Source organism: Desulfomonile tiedjei DSM 6799, from assembly GCF_000266945.1.
Classification (GTDB): Bacteria; Desulfobacterota; Desulfomonilia; order Desulfomonilales; family Desulfomonilaceae; genus Desulfomonile; species Desulfomonile tiedjei.
This window is the reverse complement of sequence record NC_018025.1, coordinates 1,614,605-1,641,046: the sequence shown is the minus strand read 5'-3', so window position 1 is coordinate 1,641,046 and position 26,442 is coordinate 1,614,605. Positions and strand designations below refer to the sequence as shown.

The following is a 26,442-nucleotide window of genomic DNA, read 5'->3' as shown; positions in this document are numbered from 1 at the left end:
CAACTGTACATGAGCATGGCAGGTCAGTCAACACAAAACATCTCGTTTTGCGATCATTTTTTACTGTATAACAATAATAAAGGCGTTCTCGTCTGCAGACGGTTGACACATAGCGTGAATTGACACAGTTTCTGAACAACTGTTTCAAGGTCAAAAAACCGGCTTTGCGCGCCATTCAGAAAAAAGCCGGTTTTTGGGTCCGAACGATTTATGCCCAAAGGTAAAGAGAGTCAAATGTGAGGCTGGTGTTTGATCTCCAGTCAGCGTCCCAATTTTCGACAGACACCAATGCCCCCGTATTAGAATCAAAGACAACTTTAGCGAGATCGTCATTAGCGAACACGTCAGCATTTGTATATTGAGATATTGTCGACAGCAATTGTTTGCTCCATGCGCCAATATCTCCCGAACCACCTGCCACGTAGCAGTTATAAAACTGGATCTGGCCGTCCGAAGACATAAGACTACCCCATTCGCGAAAGGCACTTTCATATTCAGTAACAAGCCGAGAAGTCCAGCCTGATCCTGTTTGTGGTTGTCCATAAGAAACGTAATCGTCTCCAATTTTTATAACATTGTAATACCCATGATCATCAATTGCTACTGTGTCGATTTGGCGAGCAAAAGCCTGAGAGAGCGACCGCAAATCCGATACCAGTTCGCCGATTGTGAAATCACTGCTGTCCCAGTACTTGAAAACGATAGTGTTATTTTCCAAGTAGCTTATTTTATAATTTGAACTTTCTTGTGTCGTGTTTATGAACAGAACCCTAAGAGGATCATCAAAATAATCAAAATCCGATAGCATGTTGTAGCCGGTCCATTCCAATAAGAATCTATCATCACTGGCACTTTCTGGTCTGACAGAAACATCCCATAATTTGCACGTGGCTGTATGACCTTCAATGCTAATGGCCAGAAATTTCCCATTTCCCAAATAGTCCACATCGTCTGAGACATAAAGGTAAGTTCCTATTATTTGCCCGTTAGAAACATAATAAATATAGCTATACCCATGGTCATTGGATTCGTCAGGATAATATATGACATCTCTATACAGTTGACCATTTATCCTGGATCCCCATTCATACCCCCAATGTCCGTAATGATTCCCGTATCTGAATGATTCAACAGCATCCATTTGGTGCCAATTACCATCATATAAATCTATATTCGTCGGTAGTCCTTCCGGATTTTCATACCATTGACCGTTTAGATTTACATGAATCTGACATGAATCATGTGATTGGTAAAAATAGTGCGATGAATCTCTGAAATATTGGCTTCCATTCCAGTCATTCCAGCACCACATCCGATTATCCCAGTCGTAAGACCAGCTAAACGCGGCTTCCCAAGTGTGGTCATTCACATCGTCCCACCAGAACCAGGCACCTGTTGAATTCTCTTCGGCCCAATACTGATGAACCCCGTGATACCAGTAATCAAAACCTTTGTCGTTCTTGAACCACCATTCATCATTTTGATTCCACCACCAGCCAGTGTTTTGGTTAAACCACCAGCCAGACCCATCATCATTAAACCACCAATCATTCTCGACATAGATCCAGCCGAGGCTGTCCACCAAATCGGTATGAGACGTTTGGTCCTGGACGTCATGCGCATTGGCAACCGCGCCATCAAGAACGATTCTCTCCTCAAGTTGCTCTAAAACCATTTCTCTCACGAACATAATTCCCCCTCTGTTGTTGGTTCATTGAATTGGGCTTCTCCATAATCCGCATGGATGGGCATCGATAGCGGCAGTCAGTTTCCAATTCAGAATTGCAAACATGAATCATAATCGAATACCGAAAAACGGGCTGGAGTCAATTTTTTTTCGATTACGTGTGCAAGCATTTTCTCAGGCATTCTGAAAATAAAGACAAATTGAACTCAGAGCAAGAGCGAGTCGGCGTTCCGAGATCATCGGGCGAGATACTGACTGATCCTCTTCAGCTATCCGGATTAGGCCTACCACAAGGCTGAAGACAACGCGAAGCGAGGAACCGCAGAGATCATCTGTCGGAGAACAACGGATCGGAGATCTTTACGGACGGTCAAGAATCGAGCACGTGAAAACGCGTTACTCATCGACGAAAGATACTTCGTGCGAGAGTCTGTAACAGAGCTGCTCATTCCAAACTACGGCTAAGTTCGAGGCAGTGCAAAAATCGGAACGATTCGTTGGGCTTTGCATGCCGTTTGTCCGATTTTGCGACTACGACTACACCAATAATTTACCTCGCGTTCCAACGAAGAATTTTTTTGCAGAATCCTTCGAAAGCGCTTGACACAATTTCTATATTCATATATCTGTATATAGTAGATCCCTCTCATGGAGGAAGAATGAAAAAACGAGGCATTACTCGACGTAAGTTCCTTATCGGTTCTGCAGCCGGTGGAGCCACCCTCCTGGCAGGTTCTTACCTCACTTTCAATTCCTGGGCGGCCAAACAGAATGTTTCAGAAGACATTCGGATCACTCCTACCCTTTGTGACGGATGCGGCAACTGGTGCGCAATCAACGTGTACACCAAAGGGGATAAGGTGTGGAAAGCCGTGGGAAACCCCATTGCGGGAAACAATGTGGGGAGAATCTGCGCAAAAGGGCATGCTCTGCTCCATGAAATGTACAATCCTGACCGTATACGTTCGCCACTCAAGAGAGTGGGGCCGAACAAGTTCGAGCCGATTTCGTGGGAGCAGGCGTACAAGGAGATCGGAGCAAAATTGGCCAAGATCAAGCAGGATCACGGGCCAGAATCACTTTTTTGGCTTCATTATCCGGAAGGAAATGCTCCGCTTGCTCAGCGTTTCATGAATGCGCTGGGGTCGCCGAATGTCTTTTCCCATGGCGCCACATGTTTTCTACCGAGAAATATCGGTTGGTGGCTGACTACAGGCAGCAGCAAGCCTGAACACGATTTCGAGAACAGTCGTTTCATCCTCCTCATTGGGAGAAATCCTGCAGCGGGTCTCCAGTTGAGGCAACTCAACGACATGAGTTCCGCAAAAACCCGTGGAGCAAAGATTGTCGTTGTAGACCCGAGATACAGCGAAGCGGCATCTGTCGGTCAACAATGGATACGCATTCGGCCTGGAACCGACCTTGCCCTCATGCTGGCAATAGCCCGTGTAATGATCAAAGAGGATCTGTACAACAAAGATTTCGTGGAGAAATATACACAGGGCTTCGAAGAATTCTCCAAAGAAGTGGAGCAGTACACTCCTGAATGGGCTTCTGAAAAAACCTCTATCCCCAAACAAACGATCGTCGACCTCGCCAGAGAATTGGCCGCAGCAGCACCGAAAGCCGTAATTCATCGCGGATATCACGGCGCCATGGGAACCCAGTACAAGAATAGTCTTCAGTTAGTCCGTGCGGTTGCATGTGTGAACGGTCTTATGGGCAACTATAATCAACTCGGTGGACTGTACGAAGGGCCAAAAGTAAAGCTCGGCAAGTTGGACAAGACGCAACATCCCGACCCACCCAAAGTCGACGGTCCCATGGTTGACGGCAGCACAGATCCGGAGCGATACCCTATCACCCCGAAAGGCCATGGTTTGGCTCACGCTATTCCCGAACTTGCCATCCAGGGGAAACTCAGAGCCGGATTCGTGTATCACAACAACCCGCTCAGGACGAATCCCAACCCGGCTCGAGTCATCGAGGGCTACAAGAAACTCGATCTTCTGGTGAGCTTCGATTATGTGCTGTCCGAAACAGCTTCAGTGGCCCACTACATTCTACCGGAATCCTTTTACCTCGAGCGCGACGACGTGGTTCATACGAACCATTGCTACAGATCCAAACAGGTCGCCATCCGACAGGCTGTAGTAAAACCCCTGTACGATACGAAGCCCATGTTTCAAATTTTGAAAGAAATGGCCCCGCATCTCGGTATCGGCGAATACTTCAACTTCACGCTGGAGGAGTACAGCGCAGCCCAACTTGCACCACTGGGGGTCTCCCTAGATCGAATCAAGAAAGAGGGGGTCGTCGATTTGGGTGGTGAATGGAAACCCGGAGAGCCGTCATTTAAGACTCCCAGCGGAAAACTGGAATTCGTATCCAGCACATTGCAGGAGTACAACTTTCCGGCCGTGCCGACCTGGGAAGAGCCTCTGGTGACACCGGATGCCAAGGACCCTCATTCGTTCAGGCTTATTCACGGCAAACAGGCTCATCATACGCATGCAAGAACCGTGAATCAGAGCTATCTCAAAGAGATCACTATCATGAATGATTGGGGTAGGGTCTGGATACATCCCGATAGAGCTAAAGCACTCGGTATCAAAGACGGTGACTGCATGACCGTCTCGTCCTCTATCGGCAAAGGGCGAGTACGAGCGAGAGTCACCGATGGCATTCATCCGGAATGCGTTTTTCTCCCAAGCGGTTACGGCGTTTTTGCGAAAAACCTGAAAACGGGGTTCGGATACGGCCTCTCGTACAATGATTTTCTCCCCACTTATTTCGAGCCCGTACTGGGCCACACTATGTCAGGGGAAATCATCGTGCGTGTGGAGAAGACGTGATGGAAAAGTTTGTGCAGCATCTGAGAAAGCGAAGGAGCTGACCATGCCACGATACGGAATGGCCATAGATACGACGAAATGTGTGGGCTGTCACTCATGCCGGGTGGCTTGCCAGAATCAACAGGGGCTTCCGTACAACCAGTCCTTCAACTGGATAAAGGAAAGAGAACGCGGCAAGTTTCCGTCGTTTGCGAAGGAATTTGTGCCTCTCCAGTGCAACCAGTGCGAGGACGCTCCCTGTCAGCGAGTCTGCCCCACAGGAGCGGTGTACACTTCTCCTGAGGGCATAGTCATGGTCAACAAAGACAGGTGCGTGGGATGCAAGTATTGCATGGAAGCATGCCCGTACAAAGTCAGGATCGTCGATCATCATGCAGGTATCGTTGTCAAGTGCTGGTTCTGCGAAGATCTCGTCAAAAACGGAGGAGAACCGGCATGCGTGACTACATGCCCGACGCAGGTGCGCATTTTTGGAGACCTGGACGATCCGTCCAGCAAAGTCTCCAAATTCATCGCCGCGCATCGAGCTGAACCGCTGCGACCGGACCTGAACACCCGACCCAAAATCTTCTACAAAAGGAGTTGACCATGCCGGAGAGCGCGTGGGGATGGCTTATTGTTGTCTATTTGTTTCTTGCTGGAGCAGGTGCCGGGGCTTTCCTTGCAGCAGTGGCGTGCGATCTTTTGGCTCCGGACTGGTCCAAAGCCCTTGCCCGAGCAGGTTCACTTGCAGCGGGTCCGCTGGTTGCCATTGGCACAGCCTGTCTGGTCCTGGATCTGGAAGCAGGGCTATGGCAGCCCTGGCGTCAGATTTACCTTATTTCCAATCTGAGCAGTATGATCACCTGGGGCGTCATCATATTGTCGGCTTTCATTCCCGTGGCGTTTCTGTATGCCGCGGCTTTGAACGAGCTGACCGTTATTGGGCGAATCTCCAAGAAATATGTCCGACATCTCGAGATCGTCGGTAGCTTCCTTGCCCTGGCTACCGCGGGATACACCGGAGTGCTTATTGCTGTGGTAAATGGTGTTCCATTCTGGAACACTCCTCTGATGCCCGTGTTGTTTCTCGCTTCGGCTTTGTCTACAGGTCTCTCCATTGCCATGATCGGTGCCGCTATCCTGGACATCAACACCATACGAACACTGTCGAATTTCGCATTGGGCCACGTGATTTTCCTCAGCATAGAAGGCGCGGTGCTGATGCTGTTCATTTTCATGTCCATGACCCGGTCTGTCGAAGCCGCGGCTTCCGCGAGCATGCTCGTGTCTGGAGTCTTGAGTCCTTATTTCTGGGCTCTCGTGGTGGCGCTGGGGATCGTTATTCCGCTGGTTTTGAGTGTCGTGGAATATCACGAATACGGCCACATGCCGAAGTATCTCGTTATAGGCGCTGACTTATGCATTTTGATTGGAGGCATGAGTCTCCGAGCGCTGATCATCTTCTCCGGGACACCACCCCAGATAATTTAAGAAGGACAACTGCCGTGATGACCCCAGTCACAGTCACCCCAGAGATTCCCGGGCCGGACGCATTGTCCGAGGCGGCCGACGTACTTTCGGTGCTTCTGGGTACAATTCATCCGATACGCTCGGATGAAGCTGAAGACGCGCTGGAGACACTTCGTCTTCTGCTGGGAGATTCGCGGATTCCCATGACACTCCTCGACCCGGGCACTTTCGAGAAAGTATGGAACGAGCAGGCATTCGTTTTCCTGCAAGGGCAAAGAATTTCTTTGGAAGAATCTGTGTACAAGTTTTGGACTTCAGAAACTGCCCATCCGCTCTCGAATGTGAAAGGACTGTCATGGGGCGATCCTGCTACCCATATGATCGAACTTTTCGACGGATTCGGCCTACAGTTGAGCGACCCGCGAGTGCTCTCACCGGACCACTTATCGGTGTTGCTCGGATTTCTCTCTTTTTTGATGAGAACACGACCTGTGGACGAAGCACGCGTTTTTTGTGCCGATCATATGGACTGGCTTAACGAATTAATGGAGACCGTTCGAGATCACGAGGCTCCCGAATGTCTACTACTGGCAATCAATGCAACGCAATCTCTCGTGAGATGTGCGGCTGCCGGATACAAGGAGATCTGCAATGGCCGATGAAGAAAAAGAAACCCGGACCCCCGAGACTCAGCCGGAAGACGAAGATCTGAAGCCGAGCCCTGTTGAAGCTGCTGAGGCAAAGACTGAAGACGAACCCTATCGCAATCATATCGCCGAGAAACGAGGCCGTATGGTTGCGGCCGGGATAATTACGGCAGTCGGAGTTTCCATCATCGCCGTGATTGTTGCCGGAATCTTTCACTTTACCTCAAAGCTTCTGATCGTGTGCCCGACGGATCTACCCGTAAACGATCCTTCGCCGAAGCTTTGGAGCCAGATTGTTTCCGAAAAACAGGAGAACATGGCACTTGGTGTTTCCGGGCAACTGGCGGTTGAAACGAAGTTCAAACAAACGGGCTCTGAGAATAAGCCCAATTAGATAGATGGCGGGTGAGACATTATGCAGGAACTTGATTACGCGAAGGGATTCTGGAACCCATACGCCGCGGGAGTGGCCCTGGGACTGGTATTGCTGTTAACATTTTATCTCATGGGAACTGGATTGGGCGCTTCCGGGGCGGTTGCCAGGACCGCGGCCGTGGTCGCGCACAGTGTCGCTCCCGAATCGGTCGAACAGCACCCCTACTACAAAAGTTTTTACAAACCCGGCGGAAAACATCCATTTTACAATTGGGTTGTTTTTGAAGTGATCGGAGTCTTCATCGGCGGATTGGTCGCAGCGTTGACAGCACGCAGATTTCGACCCGGTGTCGGGCGAGGGCCTACTGCCGGGGTGGGATTGAGATTGTCTCTGGCATTCGTTGGCGGAATAGTCGGCGGAATTGGAACACGGTTCGCCCTTGGGTGCACGAGTGGACAGGCACTCAGCGGTGGGGCAACAATGGCCGCAGGTAGCTGGGTCTTCATGATGGCCGTGTTTGCCACTGCATTCGTAACAGCATATTTCGTCAGGAGGGAATGGTCATGACAGGACCATTGTATATCGAAGGCGCATTCAGCCAGCAAACCGGTTATCTCATTGCAATAGGGATCGGCTTCCTTTTCGGGTTTGTTCTCGAGCGAGCGGGATTCGGAGATGCACGGAATCTCACAAACATTTTCTATTTCAGAGACATGAGAGTTCTGAAAGTCATGTTCTCGGCCCTGTGCACCGCTATGGTCGGCCTGATAGTGCTGAGTTGGCTGGGCTTGTTTAATTACTCCACGCTGGTCGACCTGACCTTGTTGAAGACGTATTTGTGGCCACAGCTTGTGGGCGGCATTCTCTTCGGACTCGGGTTCGCAATCGGTGGGTACTGTCCGGGAACTGCGGCTGTTGGTGTAGTGTCGGGTAAACTCGATGCGATCGTTTTTATAGTGGGGATGATAGCCGGTATCTGGGTTTTTGCAGCGGGGTTTCCTCTGTGGGGAAGTTTCTACAATAGTTCGGATCTGGGCAGACTCACTTTATGGCAAGTTTTCAGTATCCCGAAAGAGGTCATGGCTGTGCTCATTCTGGTCATGGCATTGGGAGCATTTTGGCTTACCAGGTATGGAGAACGCTGGGCTCCGTATGACAAATAACCTGGAATTGTAAAATACAGTGTTATTCGTGTAGAATGTACAAAGTATGTCTAAGGAGGTTTTTGCATGAGCAAAATGATGCGACTGGTGGTAGTGTGTTTCGCACTGATTTGTTTTGGTACTGCTACCCTGGCGATTGGGGCGGAATTCTACGTCGTCAAAGATGCTTCCGGAAAGACGGCTGTTGTGGATGCGAAGCCTGCTGACGTCAAATCCGTAGTGAAAGGTCCGTTCAAGACCAAGGACGAAGCGGAAAAAGCTATGAAATCCGCAGGCAAACCGAAACTGCCCGAAGAAGGCTGCTAGCATTCGGATTCATACAGTTTCGCATTCAGCAAGATTTTGGGGGGACTTTTTGATTGGGAAAAATTCCCCCCGATTTCATTCTATGGTGTGAAAGCATACAATGTCTTCATTTGTCCGAGAATGTGCCCTCGAATGGGAGCACTTTCCTTGGTTCTGAGATTGGTCTTTCCGAGCATGAGATCTCACAGGTATTGAATTATAGCAGTTGTCCAAAACTCTGTCCGAATCAAAATCCCCCCTTCCCCCCTTTACGAAAGGGGGGTATAGATGCCGTCTTTGCCCCCCCTTTTCTAAAGGGGGGCTGGGGGGATTTTCAAGGGACCAGCCGTACCAAATTGAGATCGTTGTTTTTGACAATCTCTATAAACCAAATTCACCGGTATGGAAGCCGAGCGTTTTCTCACGCACTGGTGAATTTGTGGTGCACGTATTCATATGATGGTATCACACGAGAAAAGATCGTTTCTGACAACCATGGTCAAATGGATTCTCGGAGCGGTTGGAATCAGTATCGCCGGGGGGATTGGACTGTTCGCCTCGTTTAATTCCGGCGAAAAGAAGACACGGGAGTTTTCGGAAGAAATGCTTCGAAAGCTTGTGCCCGATGCTCCGCTCCATGTACCGGAAGCTTCGGCCTGGATATACCGAAAATCGTCCGACAGCTCGCTGGTTGCTTTGGAAGATCGGTGCACGCATTTGGGTTGCCGCCAAAAATGGAATCCGGAACGAAACCTGTTCGAGTGTCCTTGCCACGGCAGCGAATTCGACTTGTCAGGAGATGTCAAACGGGGCCCAGCATCTCGTGCTCTGCCGAAATTTCATCTTATCGTCGAAAATGGAACGGTGCGCTTGACCGGTTTCCCCCAAAAACCGTCGTGACCGGAATCCGGTGACCATGTCAGCCAAAGGGTCTTTTTCTTCGCTTCTCCTGCACGTTCATCCTCACTCTGTTCCGGAAGAATCCAGCGGACTGCGGTTCACCTGGTGCCTCGGCGGGCTCGCACTGTGGTTCTTCCTTGTTGAGACAATCACCGGCCTTTTGCTCCTCTTGCGGTATGTTCCGACACTGTCTGCCGCGTACCTGTCCATACAGGACATTGCCCACATTGCACCCTATGGGTTCTTTATTCGCAATATTCATTATTGGGCGGGCCAGGCTATGGTTGTGGTTGTCGTGCTCCACATGATTCGCGTCTTTGTGACGCACTCTTTCAGATCGCCACGCGAATTCAACTGGATAATCGGCATGCTTCTGCTGGTTTTTACCGTGCTTGTGGATTTTACCGGTTATATACTCGTGTGGGACGACAGAAGTTTCTGGGCTTGGACCATTGCACGGAATCTTGCAGAGACAATCCCTATAGCAGGATCGATTTTTGCCGGACTCTTTTTCGGTCCGTCAGACGCTGGGGATTTTAACTTAATCCGCATCTATGTATGGCACGTAGTGCTCTTACCAGGTCTCATGGCCGGACTCATGGCATGGCATTTCTGGAGAGTGCGGAAAGACGGCATATCCCGACCGCTGTGAACATGCCGACGTTCAATCCGTTTTGCATTCAAGATACTTTAGTAGTTGCCAAAATTAGTGACTGATTGAAGATTAGGAATATTGGTGGGTGCCGTGCCTCCGTGCCGGCACATCTTCAATATGATCAATGATATCGATAGAATGGACCGGCAGAGACGCCGGTCCCTACCAATATCCTGTAATTCACACGAGGGATAAACGACAGAATATTTGGCACTGACTATACCGCACTGACTTGCGGAGCAGGTCAGTGGCACCCCCGTACCGAGACCGAAAGCGGTTTCGGGTACCACGGACCTGCCCTGCGGGTCCGTGCTTCCGCCCCAGTAGGAATTATCTTGACTCACGTCCGTATAATCCGTTGGTGAGATCGTCATGTCATCTACGATTTCGAGCGGCTTGCGGACTTTTTGCCTCACACACCTCAGCCGGTCTTCCGTATGTCAGCAAACACGCGGCGTGGAGCATACAGACAGCCTCCTCCAGTTCAATTCTTTCCAGTTTGATATAATGATGGATTTCACCATCCGGGAAGAACGAACGAATCAGCACTCCAGGATCTTTCATCGATCGCATGCTCACAGTGTAAGAGACGGACTCGTCAATGGGTATGCGGCAGGAATACTCTGAAGCAGTCTTGTTAATCTGGATCTCGAGATTTCTATTTCTTGCCCAATCCATTCTTCTCATCATCTCTTCAAAAAGGTCTTTTATCATGTCTGCTCCCGGATATGTGCGGCAATGCTGCAATGATGCCCTGACCCAATGCAACCGATGTGCCAAGAACACCGAGGGAAATTCCAGCTCACATGAAGCCCTTCTTATCGAGAACCGGCAACGGGTTCCCCGGCCATGAGAACCTTCAGAATTGTCGCATAGTGGAGACGTTTTCCTACATCTACGTCGATTCTAATTACATTCGCTTTTCTTTTCATAATCTGGGAGGCTGCGGTATCCTTCGCTCCGGACGACGCAAAGACGTCTCACCACTCCGCTCAGAACGCCCCAGCCTTCGCTATCTTATTGCATATAGCAATTGCCGAAATTGATGTCCGAATGAGGATCGGAGTATTGGTGGGTGCCGTGCCTCCGTGCCGGCACCTCTTCTATTTGATCAATGATATCGCTAAAATGGACCGACAAGAAGAGACTGTCTCAAAATTCTCGAGTACACAAAAATCGTGCCACGATTCATCATCCTTGTAGAGGTAGGTCTCGTGCCTACCCTCCTGCAATGACCGGCACGGAGGCCGGTCACTACCGGGCACCCACGAGGGGCGCCCCTACAATCAGTCTGTGAAGATCATGAGAACTTCGTGCCACGATCTGGGATAAATTTTGATTTTTGAGACACTTTCGGCACGGAACGCCGGTCCCCATTAATATCTTGTATTGAAGCGTGGGATAAAGGTCAGAATTTTGGGCAATCGCTCTAACAGCGAATCGGTATAAAACATGCCGGATTGCTCGGTTCAAAAGCCGACAAGAAAGAAAATAAAACTCTGCTGGCCTTGAACTGTCTAAAATCGTACAGATATTCCTTTAAGGCATGTCAACGGATGTCGCGCATGTCAAGAAGGTTCGGTTTGGAAATGCGGAACATTGTGTTACTTCCACTGATTGTGACTGCACAAATTGATAGAGGCGGTTGATGATACGGTAGATTCGCATTATTGAGGTGTAATTATGGAAATAAAGGATTCCGGTTTTTCGGGCAGCGGTGAAGACCTGACCTTACGTGAAATCGAAGACAAGAGTTCCAGTTTAGAGAATATCAAGCTGATGATTGCCGAAAAATTGCATAGTGCTGCTGAAGAGCTTTCACAGAAAGCCTCATCTTCAGATCTTGAACCCACAGTAAGTAGTTACGAGAGAGAATTGTCTAAGTGGTTGGACAGGTCAGCAGAGTATGTTCAGCATTTTGATTACGAACGAATGAATGCCAAGATTCGAGAGCACGTCGCTGAAAAACCCGGATTAAGTCTTCTACTTGCCGGAGCGGCAGGCTGGATCATCGGAGCTCTTGTGCGACGAAGGTAAGGAGGGAGCTTTTTGCGATGAATCACCAATCAATAAGGGAACATCCTATCAACCGGCGCGAATCCTTTAGCGAATTGGTGGGAGAAATCCTTAATCATTCAACGATACTGGCACGCGATGAAGTAGAGTTGATCAAACAAGAAGCGCGCGAGGAAGTGCAATATCTTAGTAGGGGAGCTATCAAGGTAGCTATCGGGGCCGCCGTGTTACTGGTCGCTCTCATTGCGTTAACTGCTGCACTGATCATCCTTCTCACGTATTATTTGGAACCTGAAGTCGCTGCGCTGCTCACAGGAATCGGACTTGGCTTGATAGGATCGCTTTTGGTCTTGGTCGGTGTTCGTCAACTTAGAACACGAGGGACGGACTCGAAAGAGACATTTTTGCATTAAGGAGAAATGAGATGCTCGAAGAAGCTGATAATATGCAGAGTTCCAGGCGAACGGAAGGCCGACGCAGCGCAGAAGAGATAAGAAGAGATATCGATGAGAAGAAAGAAGTTATCACTGAAGCTGTGAATCGGCTCGGCCAACGGATTCATGAAAAAGTGGATTGGCGAGGACAGGTCAGAAAACACCCCTTTTTGGCTTTAGGAGCTGCGGCAGGGGTAGGTTTTCTGGCCTCGGGAATATTTCGAAGACGAGCCAATCCGCTGGAGCAAGTTGCCGCTGCAATACACGATCTTTCGACCAGAAACAGTGGTCGGAGCATCATCAAGATGACTCTGTTGGGCCTTGCAACAAAAGCAGCAACGGAATGGATAAACACGCGCCTGGAACAACATCGAAGTGACACATCCAGATTAACACATTGACAGGGGTCATCAATTATCTACAACCAACAGACGGTCGATCAATGTTGAGGAGAAGAAGATGAATACTGAAGATCAAGTCTTTGAACAACATACTCTGGAAGAAACAGGCGGCACGGTCATCCCAAAGGATATTCGGAAGGCCGGTGCTGAAACCTACCAGAAAGTGGAACATGCCGCGAGCCAGGCATACGATCAAACATCTAAGGTCCTGAGCGATTCGTATCACCAGGTAAGCGAATACGCTCACAAAAACCCTGAAAGAACCACCTTGATCGCGTTCGGGGTCGGACTGGGTTTGGGCCTGCTGTTGGCCGGTCGAGGAGGCGGCGGATGGCGCTCTAATCGATACTATGCCGCACCTGTGATCGATGCGCTCTATGATGTCGCTATGGCATTTGTCCGTCGTTAATCCCTGACAGCACCGTAATTACTATTACTCTTGAGAAAAGGATTGTATCGTTCGGCCCGGCGGACGCCGGGCCTCGTCACCAGCCAAGAATTCTATTTCAGGAGTTCCCTTGCTATGGTGACCTTTTCTATCTCTTTCGTGCCTTCATAGATCTCCACTATCTTGGCATCCCGATAGAATCTTTCCACATCATACTCAGCCATATAACCGTACCCGCCGTGGAGCTGGAGCGCTTCATCCGTAACCCGGACAGCGGTCTTGCCTGAGAGAAGCTTCGCTATGGAGATAAGTTTGCGATCTATTGTGCCGTTGTCCACGGACCAGGCAGCTTTATGGTAGAGTAATCGTGCGCTCTCGATATCTGCTGCCATTTCCGCGAGCTTGAACTGGAGTCCCTGAAAAGAAGCCAAAGGAGATCCGAACTGCGATCGTTCCTTGACATACGATATGGCTTTGTCCAGAGCACCCTGAGCTACGCCTACTCCCTGAGCGGCAGCAACAATTCGATTTAGGTTGAACAGATGCATGACCTGCCTGAACCCCTGCCCTTCTTTTCCGCCTATGAGGTTTTCAGCCGGAACTTCCACCTCATCGAAGGAGAGCTCTGCCGTATCTGATGCTCGTATTCCCATTTTTCCGGTAAGTTTGCTTGAAGTGAATCCCTTTCTGTCCCGCTCTATCATGACAAAACTGAACTGTTTCGTCGGTTCGGCATCAGGATTGGTGAGACAGAACACGACCAGGAAATCTGCAATGCTGCCGTTTGTTATGAACTGCTTTGTGCCGCTGATCCTGTAGCCATTCTCCGTCCTAGCAGCTCTCGTCTTGACCCCGAAGATATCGCTCCCTGCATTGGGCTCGGTGATGGCGCAGCCCATGATTGCTTTGCCTTCAGCAATTGCGGGCAAATATTTCTGTTTTTGTTCTGCAGTGCCGAACGCTCCCAGGATTTCAGCTCCGAACACTGCAAGGAGAATGTTGCCAACTCCGGGGTCAACTCTCCAAAACTCCTCCATGACCATTGCATGCTCCAGAATGCCGAGACCCAATCCACCATACTCTGGAGAGATGAATATCCCCATGAACCCCAATTCGCCCGCCTTTTGCCATAATTCCCGAGGAAATTTCTCATCCCTATCGCATTCCCGCGCAACCTGGGGAAATTCCTTGGTGGCAAATTTTCGGGCTGCTTCTACTATATTTCTCTGATCGTCGGACAGCGTATATTCCATGACAGGATTCCTTTTGTAGAGGCGTGATAGTGAACGGGCGGAATGCTACTTTCCTCTCCAGGGGCTTGTCAAGGAAAACGGAAGCGTATGGCGCATCCATTCAGTTTATCGTGGAGGAGGTCCTCCTGCCTCCAGAGCCTTTAAGTCACGAATATATGCCAGGACGCCCTGGAGCCGTATCATGCAGTGAAGTTGGATAAATCTGAACTTGTTTGACTCTGCGGCAAGTATGGGCGATCAAAAAGTGTTGAGCTGGAGCCGATATTCAAAATACTTTGTATAATACCGCTTACTATCTGAAAATATAAGAAAAAAAACTTGACAGTGGCTTCGATCACCGGTTAGGTTCCCTTCGTATTGGATTTCTTCATCAAGGGGTGTTAAATAGAAGCCGTCTTAACGAAGAAACGTACGTGCACACGTTCAGACAAATCCTGCTCCACGGACTGATCAAAACATGTTGCGACAATATATCGGTTATGGCTTCGAAGGCTTCCAGGAATCAAAGCGAATACTTCTTTGGATCGTGTGATTGACAGAGATCCGGGAAGGAGTTTTGCACGTGCATTTTGGAAACAAAGATGCTAACGATGAGATTCCGACATTCGGCTATGATCTAGCAAACGCAAATCTTTGATTGTGTAATTCGGATGAATGTGGATCGGTATTATATCGTGTAGAGAGAGAGCTTGGATATTGTTTTTTGTGGAAAAAAAGACTTCGTAATATACACACATACCATCGCCGACAAATGGACAAAAAAACCATGAGCGCTTGGAAGCCGAGTCCCCACTGTCAACCAGTGGCGACCGGTCTCTGTTCCGGACCGAATCGGTCAAAAGGAGCGAATGTGTATAGAGATCACGAAGTGGTTCAGCAGGTTGGAGGTAACTCGTGACAGTGGTCATCACGTCTGCAATGAGAACTCCGGTTGGCGATTTCGGTGGTTCGCTGAAATCGATTTCGCCGGCCGATCTGGCTCAACTGGTTATTGAGAAAGTAGCAAAGACTGTCGAAGACGTCTCATACATCGACAAAGTCATCCTGGGGAACTGCTTTGCCCCTCTGGATGTGAATATAGCACGTATCGCTGCGTACAGAGCGGGCATTTCGGAAAGTGTCCCGGCATTTACGGTAAACAGCACGTGCGGATCGTCTATGCAAGCCGTTATTAATGCAGTTCAGTCCGTTCAGTGTGGTGAAGCTCGGATGGTTCTCGCGGGTGGCGTTGAAAGCATGAGCTGCGCACCCTACATCATGGAATCCGCCCGCTGGGGCCAACGAATCAAACATCTTCAGGCCTATGATCTCCTGTGGCGGGGGATGCAGGAGTATCCCATAGGAGTAGGCATGGGTCTGACAGCGGAAAACCTGGCGGAGAAGTACGGCATTTCCCGTCAGGAGCAGGACGAGTACGCACTCAGAAGCCATCATTGCGCTGCATCCGCTATCGCCCGGGGGGACTTCAATGCCGAGATCGTCCCTGTACCGGTCCCTGTGCCCAGAAAAGAGCCCATCATATTCGATACCGATGAGCACGTCAGAAAAGATATTACCTTGGAACAGCTCAGCAGGCTCCCCGCGGCATTCAAGAAGGACGGCACGGTGACTGCCGGAAACGCTTGCGGCATGAATGACGGAGCAGCGGGTCTCATCGTTACTACTCTTGAAACCGCTGCCGAACTGGGACTCGCCCCTCTCGTAAGTATCAAATCCTATCATGTCGCGGGTGTCGATCCCAATATCATGGGGATCGGTCCTGTTCCGGCAATTCGCGGCGCTCTGAAAAAGGCTGGACTTGGGCTCGATCGGATAGACCGTTTTGAGATCAATGAAGCCTTCGCGGCGCAGTATCTTGCATGCGAGAAAGAATTGGAGCTCGATCGGACCAAGGTGAACGTGAACGGAAGCGGAATTGCCCTCGGCCACCCTGTGGGTGCGACGGGCTGCAGACTTATCGTGACGCTCTTTCATAGCATGCTGGCTCAAAATCTTAATTTTGGAGTAGCTTCACTATGTGCCGGCGGCGGACTGGGATTCGCCATGGTTTTGGAGCGTCTCGAGTAGCTGCAAATGATAAGGAAGCAGATCTCTCAATTCAGTTATCACGTATATCTTCGTGTTACGGCAAATGTCACAATTTTCGTCAGATTGCGAAAAGCGCTTCTCGAAAATTGGTGGGTGCCGGCCTCCGTGCCGGCACATTTTTTCAGAACAAATCGACCCGTTCGGCCCGGCAGCGACTGTGTTTCTTGTCAAGGAAAAACTACCTGGAAAGGCTGTTTTTTCTTGAGCATTGCGTTTAGGATGACGATCATCTTACGCATACAAGCCGTGATGGCAACCTTGAAAGGTTTTCCAGCCTCAATGAGGCGTTGATAGAAAGGCTTGATGACTACATTGGACGTTATGGCCGCGACTGCAGCCATATACAGGGTTGAGCGTACATCCGCCCGTCCACCCGAAATCTCGCGCTTGCCTTTCTTCTTTCCGCTGTCTTTGTTGAGAGGCGCCAGGCCGACGAGGCGACTGATTTCATGACGGCTGACATGTCCCAGTTCGGGCAGTTTTGCCATGAGCACTCTGGCAGTTATGGGGCCCACGCCTTTGAAGGTTCGGAGGAGTTCCTCTGTTTCACGCCACAGAGGCGATTTCCTGATAAGGTCATCGACATCTTTATCGATGTCTTCGATTTCCTTATCTAGGGCTGCTATGACCGTTTGAATGCTGCGCTGCACGCGATTGGAACGGGCTCGATGGAGGCGATTCTTTTCTGATGCACGCAAATCAACAAGCTGCTTTCGACGTGTTACGAGTTCCTTGATTTGCTTTTCGTCCTCCGTTGGCAGCGGCTTCGGTATGGGCCTAACCGTTTGGGCAAAGCGTGCCAGCACATAAGCATCGATGGCGTCTGTCTTGGCGAGTTTTCCGATGCCTTTGGCAAAGTCCCGCACCTGACCAGGGTTGACGACAGCGATCGGCAGGCCGGCGAGACCTAACTGGGCCGCAACGGTTATCTCGTAGCCTCCGGTGGCTTCCATCACGATTACCATGGGGGTCTCTGCGTGGAGGATCTCAATCAGCGAGTCGATGCCTTGAGTGTCATTCTTGACGGTGGTGTGCATGCCTTTTGGCAGCACATGCGCATCCAACTGATCTTTAGAGATATCTATGCCAACAAAAACTTCTTCATGCATGTGTAACATCCCACCCTTGTGGATACGGACTTCTCAACGAGTCCAGGCGACTGTTCGGGCTTTTTACACGAAGGCCTCCGGTGATCCAGCTGCCGGGCAGTCTCAGAGGACCAAGGGACGAACGATCTACCGGTGCCTCTGCCCGACTCCTGCAGAGAGTCTGACAGACGTGCATCCCCCCTCTATCAGGACTCTTATATCTTGGCAACCAAGAGTCCTATTTTTTGAAGTACCTCGTATCATTGATCCAGTATCAGCCCCTCCCCTCAGCTCGGTACCGGTTCCAGAGATTCAGTACTTCATGGACAGAAACATACAAGGGACGCCGGGCCCTACCGTTCCGTATAAATGGTAGGGTGTCCAAATGGTTAGAAATTACGTCAACTGCTATAATCGACCCGGAACGTAAAGCCATGCTCAGTGTGAACAACATTCGGGTAGTTTTCAATAATGTCATTATGGTCCTGAAAGGGATTTCACTGGAAGTTCCCGACAAGAGTGTAGTGGCACTGCTCGGTGCAAACGGCGCCGGAAAAACTACCACTCTCAAGGCCATCAGCGGCATCGTACAATACCAGAACGGTGAAGTCGAAGAAGGCGAAATACGGTACGACCAGAATTCAATCACCAGCCTGGATCCTGACCGGATAGTCCGTATGGGAATTTCCCTTGTTCCCGAGGGCAGACGCGTTTTCGAGGATTTGAGTGTCGCGGAAAACCTCCGCATAGGTGCACATACACAGCAGGACAGGAAACAAGTCTCCCGCGATCTTGAAATGGTCCTCGAATATTTCCCTTTGCTCCGTGAGCGGTTCAAGCAGCGAGCTTTGTTGCTCAGCGGAGGCGAGCAACAGATGCTGGTGATCGGGCGGGCTCTCATGGCACGTCCCAAGCTGCTCATGTTGGATGAGCCTTCGCTCGGCCTGGCTCCTCTTGTCGTGAAAGAAATCTTCAGAATTTTGGCACGAATAAACAGAGAACGTGGGACTTCTCTGCTTCTGGTGGAGCAGAACGCCCTTATCGCCCTCAAGTTTGCTCAATACGGATACATCATGGAGAACGGAAAAATTGTCCTTGACGGCTCTTCTCAGACTCTCATGGAGAATGAAGATATCAAGGAATTTTATCTCGGAGTCACTGAAGACTCGGACAAGAAAAGTTATGCGGATGTAAAACACTATAAACGCCGCAAACGATGGCTGTCCTGAGGTTGCGGAAATGGAATTATTAGACATAAGAGACCTTTCTCTGCACTTCGGAGGAATCACTGCGCTCAACAGACTGGAAATCGCTGTGCGCAAGGGGGAGATACATGCGGTAATCGGCCCTAATGGGGCTGGAAAGACTTCTCTCTTCAACTGTATAAGTGGTGTGTACAAACCGAAGACCGGCAGCATACATCTCGACGGGAATCCCATTACTTTCAAGAAACCGTATGCGATTGCAGCAATGGGGGTTGCTCGTACGTTCCAAAATATCGCTTTATTCACCCATATGACGGTCATAGAAAATCTGCTCTTGGGCCGTCATATACGCATGCGTTCAGGGCCCTTCTCCGGAGCGTTCTTTTTCGGAAAAGCGTTGAAAGAAGAAGTGGAAAACAGACTTCGCGTGGAACGAATCATAGATTTTCTGGAGATCGAGAAAGTCCGAAAGAAAGTTGTTTCCACCTTACCATACGGTATTCGGAAACGAGTGGAGATTGGCCGAGCACTCGCTATGAATCCCAAGCTCCTGCTGCTCGATGAGCCTGTTGCGGGCATGAACGTGGAAGAAACCGAAGATATTGCCCGATTCATCTTGGATATCAAAGATGAAATGGGCATCACCATCATGTTGGTTGAGCACGATATGGGTGTTGTTATGGACATAGCAGATCGGGTTACGGTTCTTGAATTCGGTTCCAAGATCAGCGAAGGCACCCCCTCGGAAGTGCGCTCCGACCGGAGAGTAATCGAGGCATATCTTGGAAATTAGCCGTGACCCGAAATGATGAGGAACTCGCATGAGTGATAACACCATTCCCAAACTATTTCTGAAAAATCGAGACATATACCGCGACAGAGTCGCCCTCAGAGAGAAAGATCTTGGAATCTGGCAACGCACTTCCTGGAACGAATACTGGGAACATGTGAAGAATTTCGCGTTGGGGCTCAAGGTACTGGGCCTGAACGCCGGCGATAAGATATCCATTCTCGGTGACAACTGCAGGGAATGGCTTTACGCAGATCTCGCAGCGCAAGGATCTTCGGCGGTTTCAGTAGGTATTTATCCCACCAATGTTGCAGCTCAGGTAAAATATATACTCGAGAATTCGGAATCCTCATTTGTGGTTGCACGAGATCAGGAGCAGGTGGACAAAGTCTTGGAGGTAAAGCACCAGCTCCCCTTGCTCAAGAATATTGTCGTCGTAGACATGAAGGGTCTCAGGCGCTACTCCGATCCCATGATCGTCAGCTTTTCGGATGTGGAATCCCTGGGAAAAGACTTGGATGCGAAGCATCCGGGTTTGTTCGAGGATATGGTCAGAGCCACTCAGCCCGAAGGTGTGGCCATCCTTGTGTATACTTCAGGTACGACAGGTGCACCGAAAGGTGCCATGTTGACGCACAAGAATATGCTCAGCATGATTGCAGGCGTGTCTCAGATACTCAATTTCCGGGATACCGATTCGTTCGTGTCTGCTTTGCCGCTGTGCCACATTGCGGAGCGCATGTTTTCCCTGATTTTCCCCATGTGGGCGGGATGCACGGTGAATTTCGCGGAAAGCGTGGAAACTCTCCAGCAAGATCTCGCAGAAATATCGCCGACCGCTTTCCTCAGCGTCCCGAGAATCTGGGAGAAGATGCATTCAAGTGTTGTGATTCGCATGAAAGAATCCGTGTTTTTCAAACAATGGGTGTACAAATGGATGTTTGGCATCGGAGAACGGGTTGCGGATTACAGACTGAGCGGAAAGCCTTTGCCCGCCGCGTGGAAGCTTCTCAACGGCATTGCGTATTGGATGCTGTTCAGGCCTCTCAAGAATCATCTCGGTCTCCTGGAAGCCCGAATTTGCGTGAGCGGAGCTGCTCCCATATCCCCGGAGCTCGTCAGGTTCTACATTGCTATAGGAGTTCCCATACGTGAAGCCTACGGCATGACGGAGTGTACCGGTATTTCATGTCTGCCACGCACGAACGAACCGAAAATCGGATGGGTAGGACCTCCGATTCCCGGAATAGAGATGAAACTCGCGGACGATGGTGAAATCATGCAGAGAGGCGATTCCGTGTTTGTAGGATATTACGGAAAACCCGAGGCGACCAGCGAAATTATGGATGATGGTTGGCTGAGAACCGGAGACGTGGGCGAGTTCGACGAGCAGGGAAATCTCCGCATCACGGACCGCAAGAAAGACGTCATCATAACGGCCGCAGGAAAGAATATCTCACCTTCCGAAATAGAAAACAGTCTCAAATTCAGTCCGTACATAAAAGAAGCGGTGGTTATCGGAGACCGGCGAAAATATCTCAGTTGCCTCATTCAACTTGAATATGAAAATGTTGCACATTGGGCGCAGGAGAATCGTATTGCATACACGAACTACAAGAGTCTTGCGAATCATCCTGAAGTGCAGAAGCTGATCCAGGGAGAGGTCGCAACCAGTAACAAGAACTTCGCCCGTGTGGAGACTATCAAGAAGTTCACCATCCTGGACAAGGAATTGGATCAGGACGACGAAGAGCTCACTGCTACCATGAAAGTAAAAAGAAGCGTAGTGGAGCGGAAGTACAAAGACTTGATCGATAAAATGTATTAATGACAATGCAGATATCATATGCGGTACGGAATCCGATCCCGAGCATATGCAGAGTTCAAATGAACCTCGCTTTTCACTGAAAGGAATGACGGCTTGTCTGACGGATTGTTCTTTTTTCTGCAGTTGGTGGCGTCAGGGATTGCAGTGGGCAGTCTCTATGCACTGGCGGCACTTGGCTTTGTGTTGATATACAAGGCCACGGATATTCTGAACTTTGCTCATGGAGAGGCCATGCTGATCGGCGCTCTCGTGTGTTATACGTTGATTATGCTTGGAGTCCCTTTCCTGTGGGCAGTCATTATTACAGGCGGCCTTGCCCTCTTATTCGGGATGCTGACAGAACGGCTCGTCTTGCGTCCACTGGTGGGAGAAGGACAGTTCTCGACAGTGATGATCACCATTGGGCTTTCCATTTTCCTCAGGAGCCTGGCGGGAATCGTCTTCGGCCATGATAATAAAGTCTTCCCATCTCCTTTTTCTAAAGCTCCCATCAGTTTTGAAGGCATTGTGCTTTCCGAGACGCATCTATGGGCAATCGGAGTCTCCGCCCTTATGGTGATCCTTTTCTTTCTCTTTTTCCGGTATTCCCGCCTGGGTCTTTCAATGCGGGGTGTAGCGAACGATCTGGATACTGCTATGCTCATGGGAATTAGCGTTAAACGTGTTTTTGCCATGACATGGGGACTGTCTTTTGTCATTGCCGCTCTTGCCGGGATATTTCTGGCGAACGTCATGGTTCTGAATATCGGTCTCGCTCTGGTCGCCATCAAAGCATTCCCTGCTGTGATTCTGGGCGGCATGGAGAGTATTCCGGGAGCAATTATCGGCGGCATAGTCATTGGTATTCTGGAAACCCTTGTAGGTGGATACCTGGATCAAACATTCCCGGGCGTTCGGGATTTGACTGCATTCGTAGTCCTTTTCATTGTTCTTATGGTCAGGCCGTACGGGCTGTTCGGCAAAGAAGAGATTGAACGTGTCTGACAAGACAGCTCGAAAGAAGGCTTATGAGAAGCAAGACCTTTAGAGAATCCTACAGAGAAGACATTCAGATATTCAATACGGTCTGGACCAAGTCCTGGCTCACGCTATTCCTGGCGGCACTTTTGACCCTTCCGTGGTGGGGAGGACCTTATTTTGTTTATATGGCCAATATTTCAGGGATAGCCATCATTGCTGCCCTCGGTTTAAATATACTCACCGGATTTACCGGCCAGATTTCCCTCGGTCATGCCGCGTTTGTAGCATTGGGAGCGTACTCTGCGGCCATTCTTTCAACGAGATTTGGTCTACCTTTTTGGATCACGCTGCCAGGCGGCGGAATAGTGGCTGCCGCATTCGGGATTCTTCTCGGGTTTCCGTGCCTGCGTCTCAAAGGTTTGTACCTCGCTATGGCTACCATGTCTTTCGGGATAGTTGTAGAATATGCAGTCACTCACTGGGAATCGCTCACAATGGGTGTCCGCGGGATAAAGGTACCGAGCCCGTCGCTCTTCGGGTATTCGCTTTCCAACGAATACAGCATGTTTTACCTGATTTTGGTAGTTGTCATACTCCTTACAGCGGCGGCAAAGAATCTCATGCGGACGAGAGTCGGACGTGCATTCGTGGCAATCCGCGATCAGGACATTGCAGCAAGCGTGATCGGGGTTAATCTCACGCACTATAAAGTGATGTCGTTTGCCATAAGTGCGTTCTACGCCGGAGTTGCCGGTGGTCTTTATGCCTATTCCATCACCTATCTGCATCCCGAGAATTTTACGCTCCTGCTATCCATTGAATATATTGCGATGATCATTGTCGGTGGACTCGGGTCGATTCTGGGTACAATATTCGGCGCGGTTTTCCTGACTGTCATGCCGGACGTAATCAAAGCATGTCTCACGTTTCTCGGCCAATACATGGCTTTCTTTCACGGAAGCTACAATGAGGAATGGAATATAGCGGCATTCGGGCTGCTCATCATGCTGTTTCTCATTGCCGAGCCTACAGGGTTGAACGGAATTTGGGTTCGAATCAGAACGAGTTTCAAAAATTGGCCTTTCACCTATTAATCACCAGTTCAGAATCAAAGACGAAGAAGGAGAAGGAAGAATGCTGAACCGAAAATCGTTGGGGATTCTCTGCACTGTGCTGGCAATGGTGGCTCTGTTGTCCACCTGCTGCTTCGCCGAAACCAGAGGTGTTACTAAAGACAGTGTCAAAATGGGCATGATCATGGTGAAAACGGGTCCGGTCGCCGCTTTGGGTCTTCCTTACGGCTGGGGCACAGAAGATGTCTTTCGTCAAGCGAGCGAAAAAGGCGGTATAAACGGGCGCAAGATAGAACTCTTTTGGGAGGACGATCAGTTCAAAACTCCCAACGCAATCGCGCAATTCAAGAAACTCCTCTTCACCGATAACGTGCTCACAATTGTGACATGCGGAGGAACTCCACAGACAATCGCATTGATGGACCTTATTCAGGAATACAAAGTCCCCAACATTCCCAACGCTCTTACAGAGGAAATGTACAATCCCTACAGACCGTACATGTTCATTTTCGGGGCAGCGTACGAAGCCCAGATCGACATTATGTTCGATTACATCATGGAAGATCTTAAAGCAAAGAATCCCAAGATTGCGGTAGTGTACGCGGAAACCGAGTTCGGCAAAAAAGGATTGGAAGCGGCAAGAAAACGAGCACAGCAGTATGGACTCAAACTGGAAGCAGAACAGGTTCTGAATATCGGCACAGTCGATGCCAGTTCCCAGGTACTTGCCCTCAAAAAGGCCGGGGTAGATTACGTGGTCACGTGTAACCTTGTCCCGCCCATTATCACCTTCCTGAGGGATGCAGAGAAATTCGATTACAAACCCACCGTGTTCGGTATCAACTGGTCCTGCGACGATATGGTGATCAATGCATGTAAAACAGCGGCCAACAACTACTATGGCGTGAGTTTCGTCGGTGGCTGGGAAGACAATTCTCCGGGAATGGCCAAAGTCCGTGAGCTTGCCAAGAAATACAACCGGGATCCCAAGAAGATGCTCACTTCGCTGTACACCTCCGGTGCGGCTGTCGGGCTGCTCTTCGAAGAGGGTCTGAAACGTGCCGGCACGGATTTGACCCCGGAATCGCTGAAGTCTGCACTGGAGACCTTGAACAACTATGATCTGGCGGGAATCATGCCGCCGGTTACGTACACATCCACGAGCCACGCCCCTCAGAACAAGTGTAAGATCTACAAAGCAGACGTGCCCGCAGGAACGATGAAACCCGTGACCGATTGGCGGGAACCCAAAGTAATGAAATAAGGATTTGTGAGTATAGACGCTAACTTATCGTGTTTTTGGTCGTTTGTTCCGGAGGAACAACTGACAATAGGCCGGCGATTCATCGCCGGTTACGGAAAAACCTAATAATTTTCGAGTCCCGGAGGGACGGCTGATATACAAATTCCCGGCAATGAATTACCGGGCTATTCTCTTTAGTCCCTGCGAGACAGAGAATTACAACAAAGTTAGCGCATATAAGGATTGTGGATTTTCTTAGTTTCCGGCTATTACTCCCATTTGGCACCAATAAACGGATAAAACCGAGTGGCCCGGCAGAGACGCCGGGCCCTACTGCAAGCCGGTAGTGGGTGGCCTCCGTGCCGCCCTCTTTGGTTTCTGAAGCGAAACAAGGAGTTTCTTCCAGGTTTTCCTTCTTGATGCGAACTTGTATCAGAGATTGTATTGCGAGAATGTCATAGTAACCACGCCGTTTTGCGCCGCAACACCCGCATAGAACACATCCCAATTATTCTCGTTCAGAATTATGGCTCTGTGGCCCCAGTTGCTACCAGCATCGTCATAAACCCAAGAGTACACCACATCATATGCGATGTCTTTCAACTGTAGATCGGAATAACTGTTCCAGTTGTAATCGCCGATAGTATTGTAGTAAACGGCATAGAGATTGTCTCCCACATCGCCGCCTGAACCCCAGCCTGTCCAGCCGACTTGAGCGTAGCGCTCGGTAAGGGTTTGCCACCCGGCAGGGAAGGCCGTGCTTTCATGCGCGAACACGTGGGTATTGCAGATATTGTCAGTGTTGATTTCTCCGACCCAATCGATATTGGCATTGGAGACAAAGGCAGGTAAGCCGTTTGCAACTCTGATGTCGTTCACGTAGTGCAGAATCCAGTATTCGATGATCTGATCTGCCTGAGTTCCGGTGTCCCCTCGATTCCATGCGATCCATGAGCTGCCGGACTGCTTAAGCCAGGTGTCGCTGGCAATGTCATGCCAGAAAGAGTGGTTGCTGTCCGTGTAGTACCAGGTTCCTATGCTGTCGTTATAAATCCACTGAGTATCGTAGTACCACTGCCAACAGGGTTCCCATGTGCGATTTTCGACGTCGTCGTACCAGAACCATGCGCCTGTAGAGAGTTCCTGCGCATACCATTGATGCGGTCCATGGTACCAGGAATCCCAGTTGTTCGGCCATCGCTGATACCACCATCCATCACCGTAGTAGTGCCATTGTCCGTCGAACCAGTTTATCGCTTCCAGAGGCTCGACCGCATTGCTTGACACGTCATCGTGTGCTTGTTCCTGAGCTGAGGCAACCTGGGAAGCTTCAACAGGAATGGAAGCATCCAGCACCACGCGATCTTCGAGAGTTTCGAGTATGATTTCACGGCTTCGTAGTGCTTGCAGCCGAGAGGCATCCAAGCTTTTCATGCGTGTCCCTCCTCAGTAAGGCAAGAGCAACTTCTCGGGTGAAATACTGCTCTCGAAATAAAAACGGTTTCATTGTGTTTGATGGGATTCTTAAAGACATTCTCGGATGTCATGCTTCAAAAGTCAAGCAACAAGAGCCCGGCCGCTCTCATACATTTCGCGGTTATGCGCATGTAGCAAGTGTATAAAACAGTGTCCTCTTGCGAAAAGCACTTCTCGGC

26 protein-coding genes are annotated in these 26,442 nt (G+C 49.8%); 21 read left to right on the top strand and 5 right to left on the bottom strand.

Features of this window, described 5'->3' with window-relative positions; all coding sequences use genetic code 11:
• Nucleotides 1–208: 208 nt before the first annotated feature.
• A complete protein-coding gene (locus tag DESTI_RS06925) occupies nt 209–1,675 on the bottom strand; it encodes a DUF4347 domain-containing protein (protein WP_237671480.1) in 1,467 nt (488 codons plus the stop codon).
• 671 nt (nt 1,676–2,346) lie between these two features.
• Here DESTI_RS06925 and DESTI_RS06920 point away from each other — a divergent pair.
• The 10 genes from DESTI_RS06920 (at nt 2,347) to DESTI_RS06875 (ending at nt 10,017) form a co-directional block, all read left to right on the top strand.
• A complete protein-coding gene (locus DESTI_RS06920; protein WP_014809249.1) occupies nt 2,347–4,542 on the top strand; it encodes a molybdopterin-dependent oxidoreductase in 2,196 nt (731 codons plus the stop codon).
• Nucleotides 4,543–4,585: 43 nt separating this feature from the next.
• Nucleotides 4,586–5,128 carry a 4Fe-4S dicluster domain-containing protein gene (locus DESTI_RS06915; protein WP_014809248.1) on the top strand — a complete coding sequence of 181 codons (543 nt, stop codon included), beginning with the start codon at nt 4,586–4,588 and terminating at the stop codon, nt 5,126–5,128.
• Between the two features lie 2 nt (nt 5,129–5,130).
• Nucleotides 5,131–6,015, top strand: a complete 885-nt coding sequence (nrfD, locus tag DESTI_RS06910) for an NrfD/PsrC family molybdoenzyme membrane anchor subunit (RefSeq protein ID WP_014809247.1) — start codon at nt 5,131–5,133, stop codon at nt 6,013–6,015.
• A gap of 17 nt (nt 6,016–6,032) precedes the next feature.
• Nucleotides 6,033–6,656: a molecular chaperone TorD family protein gene (locus DESTI_RS28520; protein WP_014809246.1), complete on the top strand. Its 624-nt coding sequence runs from the start codon at nt 6,033–6,035 to the stop codon at nt 6,654–6,656.
• Entirely contained in the window at nt 6,646–7,035 is a 390-nt protein-coding gene (locus tag DESTI_RS06900) for a hypothetical protein (RefSeq protein WP_014809245.1), read from the top strand. Before DESTI_RS28520 ends, DESTI_RS06900 begins: the two co-directional genes overlap by 11 nt.
• A 21-nt stretch (nt 7,036–7,056) precedes the next feature.
• A complete protein-coding gene (locus DESTI_RS06895; RefSeq protein WP_014809244.1) occupies nt 7,057–7,584 on the top strand; it encodes a YeeE/YedE thiosulfate transporter family protein in 528 nt (175 codons plus the stop codon).
• The gene (locus DESTI_RS06890; RefSeq protein ID WP_014809243.1) at nt 7,581–8,180 is read left to right on the top strand and encodes a YeeE/YedE thiosulfate transporter family protein; all 600 of its coding nucleotides are present in this window, start codon (nt 7,581–7,583) and stop codon (nt 8,178–8,180) included. The genes DESTI_RS06895 and DESTI_RS06890 overlap by 4 nt, the downstream gene beginning before the upstream one ends.
• 66 nt (nt 8,181–8,246) lie before the next feature.
• Entirely contained in the window at nt 8,247–8,486 is a 240-nt protein-coding gene (locus DESTI_RS06885; protein ID WP_014809242.1) for a hypothetical protein, read from the top strand.
• A gap of 435 nt (nt 8,487–8,921) precedes the next feature.
• Nucleotides 8,922–9,365, top strand: coding sequence for a QcrA and Rieske domain-containing protein (locus tag DESTI_RS28515; protein ID WP_014809241.1), 444 nt, complete (start codon nt 8,922–8,924; stop codon nt 9,363–9,365).
• 16 nt (nt 9,366–9,381) lie between these two features.
• Complete coding sequence (locus DESTI_RS06875; RefSeq protein WP_014809240.1) at nt 9,382–10,017, top strand: cytochrome b N-terminal domain-containing protein; 636 nt, start codon at nt 9,382–9,384, stop codon at nt 10,015–10,017.
• A 378-nt stretch (nt 10,018–10,395) separates the two neighbouring features.
• Here DESTI_RS06875 and DESTI_RS06870 read toward each other — a convergent pair whose 3' ends face one another.
• The gene (locus DESTI_RS06870) at nt 10,396–10,734 is read right to left on the bottom strand and encodes a hypothetical protein (RefSeq protein WP_014809239.1); all 339 of its coding nucleotides are present in this window, start codon (nt 10,732–10,734) and stop codon (nt 10,396–10,398) included.
• A gap of 969 nt (nt 10,735–11,703) precedes the next feature.
• Between DESTI_RS06870 and DESTI_RS06865 the strand changes: the two genes are divergently transcribed.
• Genes DESTI_RS06865 through DESTI_RS06850 form a run of 4 tightly spaced genes read left to right on the top strand, consistent with a single transcriptional unit; the run spans nt 11,704 to nt 13,280 of the window.
• Nucleotides 11,704–12,057, top strand: coding sequence for a hypothetical protein (locus tag DESTI_RS06865; protein ID WP_014809238.1), 354 nt, complete (start codon nt 11,704–11,706; stop codon nt 12,055–12,057).
• Between the two features lie 17 nt (nt 12,058–12,074).
• Nucleotides 12,075–12,449, top strand: a complete 375-nt coding sequence (locus tag DESTI_RS06860) for a phage holin family protein (RefSeq protein WP_014809237.1) — start codon at nt 12,075–12,077, stop codon at nt 12,447–12,449.
• Between the two features lie 11 nt (nt 12,450–12,460).
• Entirely contained in the window at nt 12,461–12,871 is a 411-nt protein-coding gene (locus tag DESTI_RS06855) for a hypothetical protein (RefSeq protein WP_014809236.1), read from the top strand.
• 58 nt (nt 12,872–12,929) lie between these two features.
• A complete protein-coding gene (locus DESTI_RS06850) occupies nt 12,930–13,280 on the top strand; it encodes a hypothetical protein (protein ID WP_014809235.1) in 351 nt (116 codons plus the stop codon).
• Nucleotides 13,281–13,372: 92 nt separating this feature from the next.
• On the opposite strand, the gene DESTI_RS06845 is transcribed toward DESTI_RS06850, so the two are convergent.
• Entirely contained in the window at nt 13,373–14,512 is a 1,140-nt protein-coding gene (locus DESTI_RS06845) for an acyl-CoA dehydrogenase family protein (protein ID WP_014809234.1), read from the bottom strand.
• Nucleotides 14,513–15,406: 894 nt separating this feature from the next.
• Here DESTI_RS06845 and DESTI_RS06840 point away from each other — a divergent pair.
• Nucleotides 15,407–16,579, top strand: a complete 1,173-nt coding sequence (locus DESTI_RS06840) for a thiolase family protein (RefSeq protein ID WP_014809233.1) — start codon at nt 15,407–15,409, stop codon at nt 16,577–16,579.
• A gap of 188 nt (nt 16,580–16,767) precedes the next feature.
• Here DESTI_RS06840 and DESTI_RS06835 read toward each other — a convergent pair whose 3' ends face one another.
• The gene (locus DESTI_RS06835) at nt 16,768–17,709 is read right to left on the bottom strand and encodes an IS110 family RNA-guided transposase (RefSeq protein WP_014809154.1); all 942 of its coding nucleotides are present in this window, start codon (nt 17,707–17,709) and stop codon (nt 16,768–16,770) included.
• Between the two features lie 413 nt (nt 17,710–18,122).
• On the opposite strand from DESTI_RS06835, the gene DESTI_RS06830 reads away from it, so the two are divergent.
• The 6 genes from DESTI_RS06830 (at nt 18,123) to DESTI_RS06805 (ending at nt 24,808) form a co-directional block, all read left to right on the top strand.
• On the top strand, nt 18,123–18,917 hold the full coding sequence (locus tag DESTI_RS06830) for an ABC transporter ATP-binding protein (protein WP_014809231.1): 795 nt from the start codon (nt 18,123–18,125) through the stop codon (nt 18,915–18,917).
• Nucleotides 18,918–18,927: 10 nt separating this feature from the next.
• The gene (locus DESTI_RS06825) at nt 18,928–19,686 is read left to right on the top strand and encodes an ABC transporter ATP-binding protein (protein WP_014809230.1); all 759 of its coding nucleotides are present in this window, start codon (nt 18,928–18,930) and stop codon (nt 19,684–19,686) included.
• Nucleotides 19,687–19,714: 28 nt separating this feature from the next.
• Entirely contained in the window at nt 19,715–21,511 is a 1,797-nt protein-coding gene (locus DESTI_RS06820) for an AMP-dependent synthetase/ligase (protein WP_014809229.1), read from the top strand.
• A 93-nt stretch (nt 21,512–21,604) separates the two neighbouring features.
• Nucleotides 21,605–22,495, top strand: coding sequence for a branched-chain amino acid ABC transporter permease (locus tag DESTI_RS06815; RefSeq protein WP_014809228.1), 891 nt, complete (start codon nt 21,605–21,607; stop codon nt 22,493–22,495).
• 23 nt (nt 22,496–22,518) lie between these two features.
• Nucleotides 22,519–23,565, top strand: a complete 1,047-nt coding sequence (locus DESTI_RS06810) for a branched-chain amino acid ABC transporter permease (RefSeq protein WP_014809227.1) — start codon at nt 22,519–22,521, stop codon at nt 23,563–23,565.
• A gap of 40 nt (nt 23,566–23,605) precedes the next feature.
• The gene (locus tag DESTI_RS06805) at nt 23,606–24,808 is read left to right on the top strand and encodes an ABC transporter substrate-binding protein (RefSeq protein ID WP_014809226.1); all 1,203 of its coding nucleotides are present in this window, start codon (nt 23,606–23,608) and stop codon (nt 24,806–24,808) included.
• A gap of 411 nt (nt 24,809–25,219) precedes the next feature.
• Here DESTI_RS06805 and DESTI_RS06800 read toward each other — a convergent pair whose 3' ends face one another.
• The gene (locus tag DESTI_RS06800) at nt 25,220–26,221 is read right to left on the bottom strand and encodes a hypothetical protein (protein ID WP_014809225.1); all 1,002 of its coding nucleotides are present in this window, start codon (nt 26,219–26,221) and stop codon (nt 25,220–25,222) included.
• Nucleotides 26,222–26,442 lie beyond the last annotated feature (221 nt).

Bases quoted from the DNA above. Each gene is read 5' to 3' on its own strand.
- DESTI_RS06925 (WP_237671480.1), bottom strand. From the start codon at position 1,675: ATGGTTTTAGAGCAACTTGAGGAGAGAATCGTTCTTGATGGCGCGGTT.
- DESTI_RS06920 (WP_014809249.1), top strand. From the start codon at position 2,347: ATGAAAAAACGAGGCATTACTCGACGTAAGTTCCTTATCGGTTCTGCA.
- DESTI_RS06915 (WP_014809248.1), top strand. From the start codon at position 4,586: ATGCCACGATACGGAATGGCCATAGATACGACGAAATGTGTGGGCTGT.
- nrfD (WP_014809247.1), top strand. From the start codon at position 5,131: ATGCCGGAGAGCGCGTGGGGATGGCTTATTGTTGTCTATTTGTTTCTT.
- DESTI_RS28520 (WP_014809246.1), top strand. From the start codon at position 6,033: ATGACCCCAGTCACAGTCACCCCAGAGATTCCCGGGCCGGACGCATTG.
- DESTI_RS06900 (WP_014809245.1), top strand. From the start codon at position 6,646: ATGGCCGATGAAGAAAAAGAAACCCGGACCCCCGAGACTCAGCCGGAA.
- DESTI_RS06895 (WP_014809244.1), top strand. From the start codon at position 7,057: ATGCAGGAACTTGATTACGCGAAGGGATTCTGGAACCCATACGCCGCG.
- DESTI_RS06890 (WP_014809243.1), top strand. From the start codon at position 7,581: ATGACAGGACCATTGTATATCGAAGGCGCATTCAGCCAGCAAACCGGT.
- DESTI_RS06885 (WP_014809242.1), top strand. From the start codon at position 8,247: ATGAGCAAAATGATGCGACTGGTGGTAGTGTGTTTCGCACTGATTTGT.
- DESTI_RS28515 (WP_014809241.1), top strand. From the start codon at position 8,922: ATGATGGTATCACACGAGAAAAGATCGTTTCTGACAACCATGGTCAAA.
- DESTI_RS06875 (WP_014809240.1), top strand. From the start codon at position 9,382: ATGTCAGCCAAAGGGTCTTTTTCTTCGCTTCTCCTGCACGTTCATCCT.
- DESTI_RS06870 (WP_014809239.1), bottom strand. From the start codon at position 10,734: ATGATAAAAGACCTTTTTGAAGAGATGATGAGAAGAATGGATTGGGCA.
- DESTI_RS06865 (WP_014809238.1), top strand. From the start codon at position 11,704: ATGGAAATAAAGGATTCCGGTTTTTCGGGCAGCGGTGAAGACCTGACC.
- DESTI_RS06860 (WP_014809237.1), top strand. From the start codon at position 12,075: ATGAATCACCAATCAATAAGGGAACATCCTATCAACCGGCGCGAATCC.
- DESTI_RS06855 (WP_014809236.1), top strand. From the start codon at position 12,461: ATGCTCGAAGAAGCTGATAATATGCAGAGTTCCAGGCGAACGGAAGGC.
- DESTI_RS06850 (WP_014809235.1), top strand. From the start codon at position 12,930: ATGAATACTGAAGATCAAGTCTTTGAACAACATACTCTGGAAGAAACA.
- DESTI_RS06845 (WP_014809234.1), bottom strand. From the start codon at position 14,512: ATGGAATATACGCTGTCCGACGATCAGAGAAATATAGTAGAAGCAGCC.
- DESTI_RS06835 (WP_014809154.1), bottom strand. From the start codon at position 17,709: ATGCATGAAGAAGTTTTTGTTGGCATAGATATCTCTAAAGATCAGTTG.
- DESTI_RS06830 (WP_014809231.1), top strand. From the start codon at position 18,123: ATGCTCAGTGTGAACAACATTCGGGTAGTTTTCAATAATGTCATTATG.
- DESTI_RS06825 (WP_014809230.1), top strand. From the start codon at position 18,928: ATGGAATTATTAGACATAAGAGACCTTTCTCTGCACTTCGGAGGAATC.
- DESTI_RS06820 (WP_014809229.1), top strand. From the start codon at position 19,715: ATGAGTGATAACACCATTCCCAAACTATTTCTGAAAAATCGAGACATA.
- DESTI_RS06810 (WP_014809227.1), top strand. From the start codon at position 22,519: ATGAGAAGCAAGACCTTTAGAGAATCCTACAGAGAAGACATTCAGATA.
- DESTI_RS06805 (WP_014809226.1), top strand. From the start codon at position 23,606: ATGCTGAACCGAAAATCGTTGGGGATTCTCTGCACTGTGCTGGCAATG.
- DESTI_RS06800 (WP_014809225.1), bottom strand. From the start codon at position 26,221: ATGAAAAGCTTGGATGCCTCTCGGCTGCAAGCACTACGAAGCCGTGAA.